Below are 7,186 nucleotides of genomic sequence, written 5' to 3' on the forward strand. Positions count from 1 at the left end.
AAGCTTGATTATCCACTATGCGTCATTTTTTTAAACCACAAAGAAAGCGCTTTCTTTGTGGGCTATCGGTCTATTTCGTAAGGACACAATTGAATGAACATGATGAAAAACATTATAAAGTCTGCGTTGCTGCTTTGTTTTTCCGGTGCTCTGGTTGCTTGTGGAGGTGAAACCACAACCGACATTGATAAAGACACAGGAACGGCCAACCAAGTGGTACTCGACCCTCAACCCGCTCCTGAGGGTAACTATCCGAAAACACGCAGCGGCGAACCACTTTTGGGCAATATTCACTATCCTGCCATTTCTTACGGTGCGTTTCGCACTACCGAGAGAACGGAAGCCAATGTGCCGACCGTGGCGGAATTAAAAGAAGATCTGCGATTAATGCAAGCGATGGGAATTAAGCTGCTTCGCACTTACAACACCCAGGGCTTCAGCGATACCGCCAACCTTCTGATTGCCATTGATGAGTTGATGGCGGAAGACGAAAACTTCGAAATGTACGTGATGCTGGGGATCTGGATTGATGCACTCAACTCATGGACAGGTAATCCGATTGACCCGACCCAAAACAACCCGGCCAACTACGCTGAAGTGGCTAAAGCGGTTGAAATGGTTAATGACTATCCAGAGATCATCAAAGTACTGGCCGTCGGCAATGAAGCCATGGTTCACTGGGCGCCTTACCACGTCTCGCCAGCCATCATTCTGGAGCACGTAAATACACTGCGAACCAAACGGGATGCAGGGGAAATTCCGGCTGATGTCTGGATCACCAGTTCAGACAACTTTGCTTCCTGGTCAGGCCTGGGTGACTACAATGTTCCGGAGCTGGCGGATTTGGTGAATGCTGTCGACTATGTTTCAGTCCACTCTTATCCATTTCACGACACGCACTACAACAATCAATTTTGGTTAGTCCCGGAGCAAGAACAGAGTTTGGATAGTATTGAACAGGTTGATGCTGCCATGCTTCGTGCCCAGCAACATCTGTTGTCTCAGGTGAAACAGGTTCAGGAATACCTCAAGAGCCAGGGCGTGACTAAACAGATCCACATTGGTGAAACCGGTTGGGCCTCAGAGACCAATTTTATGTACGGTGATGAAGGCTCAAAAGCGGCAGATGAATATAAACAGAAAGCGTTTTTTAACCTGATGCGCTCCTGGTCTGAAGAGTTTGGCGCCTCGCTGTTTTTCTTCCAGGCATTTGATGAGCCGTGGAAAGGTGATCAGAACAACCCGGGTGACTCAGAAAAGCACTTTGGCTTAATCGACATCGATGGCAATGCCAAGTATGCAATATGGGATCTGGTCGATCAGGGCGTATTTGACGGTCTGACTCGTGGTGGAATGAGTATCTTCAAGAGTCACGGCGGCATTGAACAGAACGTCCTGGACAGCGTGTTGGCACCCAACCCTCAACCGGTTATTGATACACCTACCAACGCTGAACAGTTCGTTGTATTAGACACGGGTTTATTTACTGGGGCAGAGACAATCGCTTGGGAAGGAACGTCTTACCTGGCAGAAGAAAATGGTGTTTTAACCTTAACGACCGCGCCAACTGCGGGCGAAGCGAAAGACTGGGGCTGGGGTGCTGGCGTAGTGCTTGCCGGGCAAGCCGGAGCGAATCTGACCGGGTTTGAAAACGGCACCTTGAGCTTTGACATCAAAGGCACCACGGCATCAGTCATCAACATCGGCTTCCAGACCGGTATTTACGGTGACAATGGCCGCCCTCAAACCAACAACTCTGTGGCGTTTGGCCCAGGTGGTCGTGCGATCACAGGAGATTGGGTGAGCCATACCATTGATATTTCGGAACTGATCAGCGGCAATCCGGATTTCGCTGATGTGACCTCTCCGTTTTATTTTCAGGGCAGTGCAGATATTGATGGTGGCGTCGTGGAAATTCGTAACATTGTTTTCCGCAAATAGTCGCTCGTTCATTTCAAACAGGGTATGTGAATTCTCACATACCCTCTGCTTGCTTATTGCTGGACAAAGTTAACTGGCAGAGCGGTCTTTTAACAGCAAATCAGAGCAGATCTAATCAAATTCGTTCGGAGTAATGATGAAAGGGATGAAAAAAAATAGCCAGTACTCACTGGCAGTCGCTATCTCAGCCTTGGCGATGGCAGGATGTAGTCAAACCAACAGCGCTGACACAGATGTGATTCAAACCAAGAAACCGTTGGTGTTGCACAATCAACCCGTTGAGCCCAATCCAGCCTGGACACTGGTGTGGCAGGATGACTTTGATGGCACAGAAATAAACAAACGCAATTGGAGCCTGGAACAGAACTGCTGGGGAGGCGGTAACAACGAGCAGCAGTGTTATACCAAGCGGGCCAAAAATGCCTTCGTTCAGGACGGACTTTTGCATATTGTCGCCATCAAGGGAAGTTTTACTGGCCCGGATAACCCAGAAGGCAAGCCCGGCGCAAATAAAACCCTGCCTTTTACCTCTGCCAGATTGCGTACATTAGATAAACGCGATCAGAAATACGGCCGGTTTGAAATCCGGGCTAAGTTACCTGCCGGGCAGGGCGTCTGGCCGGCGATCTGGATGCTGCCAAGTGAAAACAAGTACGGTACCTGGGCGGCTTCCGGTGAAATTGACATCATGGAAGCGGTGAACCTGAAAACCCAGTCCGATGCTGCTGGCGCGCAAGCCGGAGAGTTGGAAAACCGTATCTACGGCAGCCTGCATTATGGTAAAGCCTGGCCAGACAATGTTTACAGCGGTCAGGGCGCCTCACTGCCTGGTAACATCAACCCTGCCGATGATTTCCATACCTATGCGATCGAATGGGAAGAGGGTGAAATCCGTTGGTATGTGGACAACATTCACTACGCCACGCAAACTCAGCAAGGCTGGTACAGCCAGTATAAAGTTGACGGGGCGCTTGTTAATGCAGAGGGAGCGGCACCGTTCGACGAGAAGTTTCACCTGCTGCTTAATTTGGCCGTTGGCGGTTCCTGGGCAGCCAATGCCAATGAGAAGGGCATAGATAAGAACGATTTTCCCAAGACGATGCTAGTGGATTATGTCAAAGTCTATCGCTGCTCGGCAGACAGATGGAAAGGCAAGGGCTGTGCCAGTCAGGGCGACCAGGCCGTGCATGTAAAAGGTAACGCGGCGCCGGCCATTCTGGTTCAGGATGACAGCTATGCCGACGGCCCGTTGTTAGATATTTTCTCTGACACGTTGAATGGTAGCCTGGCTTACGGCAGTTATGATCCTATGGACATCGTCACCCATCAGGAAGTTACTGACAGCGATCATGGTGCGGTGTTGCGGATTGAGAAACAAAATGGCGCCGGTAATATCTATTTCCGTTCACCGACCACCGATATAACCCATTGGCTGGATAGCGGCTATTTACTCTTTGATATTAAAGTCGACTCGATGACCGACGGTGCTGAGCTACTGGTTAAGATTGACAGCGGCTGGCCAAAAACCAGTGATGTAACGGTCGATCTTCCGGCTGCAGGCCAATGGGGCGAAGTCAGATTGGCGCTGGCGGATATCCTGGCCAGCAGTAATCGATTCGTCGCCGGTAATAAAGCCGATCCTAGTGCGATAAACAATTTGTTGGTGTTTGAGCCGACAGGTGGTATGAAATTCGACTTAGACAACATCCGGTTCGAAAAACAATAAACCTGACACTCCACTGTACACGCCCTGCCGAAGTTTTCTCTGCAGGGCGTTTTTTTATAAAAATCAGTCAGATCTTTACAATCATCATCTCTACGTTGTCCACGTGACTCCTGCAAGTGTGTATAGCAACAGATTGACGAAGTGTGATAAATGCCCGAGAAAGCGCTTTCTTTGATGAGGGGGATCACGGTTTTGATCCATTCGATGCCAATATAATAACCATGCACTGAACAGATGGTTATGGTACGTAATTTAAGGGTTTCTCCCAAATACGGAGAGGATGTTTATCCGCTGTAATATCGAAGTTTCAGTTTTTTTATAAATACATAAGAAAGCGCTTTCTTTAAGTCTAAATGGAACATGGAGTTATAATGAAATTATCTAAACTTACCCTTGCCTGTCTGGTTGCGACAGCTGGTCTGTCGGCGACACCTATTGTTCACGCTGAAAAATCGGATGGATTTGAATTTCACGGCTATTTCCGTGCAGGGGCTTTATACAGCAAAAACGATGATTTTAAGCGATCAAAATTTCCTGCCTCAAAAGAGCGTTTGGGTCGTCTGGGTATTGAATCAGACAACCATTTTGAGCTGGCACTGCAAAAGAATTTCGAAAATGATGACGGCCAAGTCGCCCGCATCAAAACTCGCGTAGGGGCTGATAATGCCCAGTCGAGTGGTAAGAACCAGCTCGGTACTAACGCTGATGCCGCCAACGGCAGTATCGGTTTGGTTGAGACATTTGTTGAATTAGACGGAATTACAGATACCGGCACAATCTGGGGTGGTAAACGCTTCTACGGTAAAGATAACTACATCTTTATGACCGATTTCTTCTATACCGATATGTCAGGTACCGGTGTCGGTATTGAAGGCGTTGAACTGGGCGGTAATAAGTGGGATTTTGCTTATGTGGCCAGTGATAACGCTGAAGGTGGCTACTGGGGTACAGACGATAACAACCCGATGCACGCAGTACACGTTGGCGTAGACTTTGACGGTGTTGAACTGCATGCAATGGGCAAATACCTGCCAGATAACTTCGTCGACGGTACTAAATATGCCAGCAACGGTGCTGAAATGACGGCAATTGTTCACTCGGACAAAGTATTTGGCCTGTCTGAAAAAGGCTTCACTAAATACATCGCCCAGGTGGGTAAAGGTTTAGGTTCTGGCCAGCTGCTGGGCGGCACCATCACAACTTATAACGCATGGAAACCAGGTAATGGTGCGCTGGAAGGTCCGGCGAACATGAAGAAAGTACAAGAGGGTGATGTATCTGCACGTGCTCTGGTATGGGGTGGTTACTTCTTCGAAAACGGTGTGAGCATCTTCCACTCTATTCAGGGCCAGTACAACGATCTGGATAATGGTGGCAAAGACAGCTGGGCATCAGCAATGATTCGTCCTTCTTTCCCTGTGGCCAACAACTTCTTTATCGCAACGGAAGCTGGTTACCAGTACAACAAGTGGGAAGATGCGAACGGTGTTGGTGATCATGCCACCAACTACAAGCTGACCGTGGCGCCGACCATTATTATGCCAACCGGTTTTGGTCCTGCTCCTGAAGTGCGCTTCTTAGCGACTTACCTGGACGGTTCTATGCGTGATAAAGCCGATCTGCTGGTGGGCATCCAGGCCGATATGTGGTGGTAAGTGAATTTGGGTAGTGGGAGAGATTACCCATAAGGAGTGGCAACTAGGGGAGTGCCACTCCTATCCTTGGCAACAGGCGGGTCGAAATTGACAGAGGGGACTCGTTTTTGTTGCGTTGAATGCAAATCCACAGTCATTCGTTATGCCGCTTTAGCAAGCGGCTTTTTTAGTTTTGGCGGCTTAGGTATTGCCGTGGACTGAGATGAAATTTCTGCTTAAAGCACTTGGAAAAATAGTTGCTGTCGGTAAACCCGCACATTTCTGCTACCGACTGGATCGATAAGCCACTGTTTTCGCTCAGTAGCTGGCTGGCAAAATTGAGTTGCATTTCCCGCAGGTAAAGGTTGGGCGAGGTGCGGAGGAACTGTTTGAACAAGCGTTCCAATTGCCGCTGGCTGATAAAGGCCGCGCTGGCAATTGCCTGGCTGTTGACACCCGGCGAAGTAAAATTCTGCTCGATAAAAATTAATGCCCGGCTCAAGGCCAGGGTGGTTTTCGGTAGTTCCCGGCTCTGCTGCTGATACATGCGCGCCAGGGTGATCACCAGTTGTTGCAACAAACCTGTCAGCATAAGCTCGAACCCAGCTTCGCCACTCCGGTACTCCTGTCTTATTTCCGCTATCAGCCGTTCGACAACTGGCAGTTGTTCGGCATTTAAAGTCAGCTTTGCCTGATATTCTGTCGCCTGCCGGGCGATGGGCTCTACCTTAAACATCGCCTGGTAGCCAGACAACAATCGCAGTGAGGGTGTCTCGAAGAACGGCGTACCGGATTCAAACATCAGGTTGATGATTTCCAATTTATCCACGTCTTTAAAGGCGTGTTCGACATTGCCGTTTATCACAAATACGTCGCCTTTACTCAACGGGTAAACGTGCGATGCCACTACGTGATTGGCCTGCCCACTTGCAACCAGAAACAGTTCAGAAAAATCATGGCGGTGCATGCCAAAATCACTGTGGTGATGGCCATCCACATAGGCAAACTTAAGGTGAGGGTGCCGCAGATGGTCTTGCAATTGATAGGTAACAGTCATGTCGCTAAATTACTTTTAATGGTCGTTATATTGGTAGAATGACGAACTCCACAAGCTTACTATGAGTAGCACTGAAAGAGAATAGAAAGCGGTTTCTAGTCGCGATTTATCAGGTGGGTAAGTATGATCAGTGAGACAGTTCGTCAAGCACAATTGAACGTGGTACCAGTCAGCCGTCAGGCTGCCGTTGAAGGTATCGTACTATTGAAAAATCAGCATGGGGCGTTGCCGGTTCGTCCGGGTGAGCGCCTCTCTTTGTTCGGCCGATGCCAGATTGATACCTATCGAAGCGGCACCGGCTCGGGTGGGGCTGTCAATGTTCCTTATGCGGTTAATGCGTTGCAGGGATTAATGGCCAATTGTCGCATTACGGTTAACCAATCTCTGGTTGCTGTCTATCAGGATTGGATTGCCAGCCACCCTTTTGACGATGGCGGCGGTGGCTGGGCGGCTGAGCCCTGGTATCAGCAAGAGATGCCACTGAGCAATCAACTGGTGCAGCAAGCAGCAGAACAGTCTGATAAAGCGGTAGTATTCATTGGTCGTACTGCCGGTGAAGATCAGGACAATGCAGACGCTCAGGGTAGCTATCGCCTTACCGATAGCGAAATGGAGATGCTTGAAAAAGTAACCCGTTATTTTGATTGCGTAATCGTCGTAATGAACGTCACCAATATTATCGATATGTCCTGGCTCGAGAGCATTGAAGGTCATAATTCAATTAAAGCGGTACTCTACAGCTGGGCAGCGGGCATGGAAGGTGGACATGCGCTGGCCGACATTCTCAGTGGAGATCAGTCTCCCAGTGGCCGCCTGACTGATACCATC

Annotated in this window: 5 protein-coding genes; 4 read left to right on the forward strand and 1 reads right to left on the reverse strand. The window is 49.1% G+C overall.

Going from position 1 to position 7,186, the window contains the following annotated elements; genetic code table 11:
* The first annotated feature begins 93 nt into the window (after positions 1-93).
* From ACQY6F_RS12575 to ACQY6F_RS12585, 3 genes are all read left to right on the forward strand, one after another.
* A complete protein-coding gene (locus tag ACQY6F_RS12575) occupies positions 94-1,941 on the forward strand; it encodes a hypothetical protein (RefSeq protein WP_428774818.1) in 1,848 nt (615 codons plus the stop codon).
* A 145-nt stretch (positions 1,942-2,086) separates the two neighbouring features.
* Positions 2,087-3,667 (forward strand): family 16 glycosylhydrolase, encoded by a 1,581-nt coding sequence (locus tag ACQY6F_RS12580; RefSeq protein WP_428774820.1) that lies wholly within the window; start codon positions 2,087-2,089, stop codon positions 3,665-3,667.
* Positions 3,668-4,038: 371 nt separating this feature from the next.
* A complete protein-coding gene (locus ACQY6F_RS12585) occupies positions 4,039-5,322 on the forward strand; it encodes a carbohydrate porin (protein ID WP_428774822.1) in 1,284 nt (427 codons plus the stop codon).
* Between the two features lie 166 nt (positions 5,323-5,488).
* On the opposite strand, the gene ACQY6F_RS12590 is transcribed toward ACQY6F_RS12585, so the two are convergent.
* On the reverse strand, positions 5,489-6,358 hold the full coding sequence (locus ACQY6F_RS12590) for a helix-turn-helix domain-containing protein (protein ID WP_428774823.1): 870 nt from the start codon (positions 6,356-6,358) through the stop codon (positions 5,489-5,491).
* A 123-nt stretch (positions 6,359-6,481) separates the two neighbouring features.
* On the opposite strand from ACQY6F_RS12590, the gene ACQY6F_RS12595 reads away from it, so the two are divergent.
* Positions 6,482-7,186 (forward strand): glycoside hydrolase family 3 protein (locus ACQY6F_RS12595; RefSeq protein WP_428774825.1); only part of this gene is annotated, 705 nt, incomplete at its 3' end.

Origin of the sequence: Vibrio sp., assembly GCF_050299255.1 — a bacterium.
Taxonomy (GTDB): domain Bacteria; phylum Pseudomonadota; class Gammaproteobacteria; order Enterobacterales; family Vibrionaceae; genus Vibrio.

Bases quoted from the DNA above. Each gene is read 5' to 3' on its own strand.
- ACQY6F_RS12575 (WP_428774818.1), top strand. From the start codon at position 94: ATGAACATGATGAAAAACATTATAAAGTCTGCGTTGCTGCTTTGTTTT.
- ACQY6F_RS12580 (WP_428774820.1), top strand. From the start codon at position 2,087: ATGAAAAAAAATAGCCAGTACTCACTGGCAGTCGCTATCTCAGCCTTG.
- ACQY6F_RS12585 (WP_428774822.1), top strand. From the start codon at position 4,039: ATGAAATTATCTAAACTTACCCTTGCCTGTCTGGTTGCGACAGCTGGT.
- ACQY6F_RS12590 (WP_428774823.1), bottom strand. From the start codon at position 6,358: ATGACTGTTACCTATCAATTGCAAGACCATCTGCGGCACCCTCACCTT.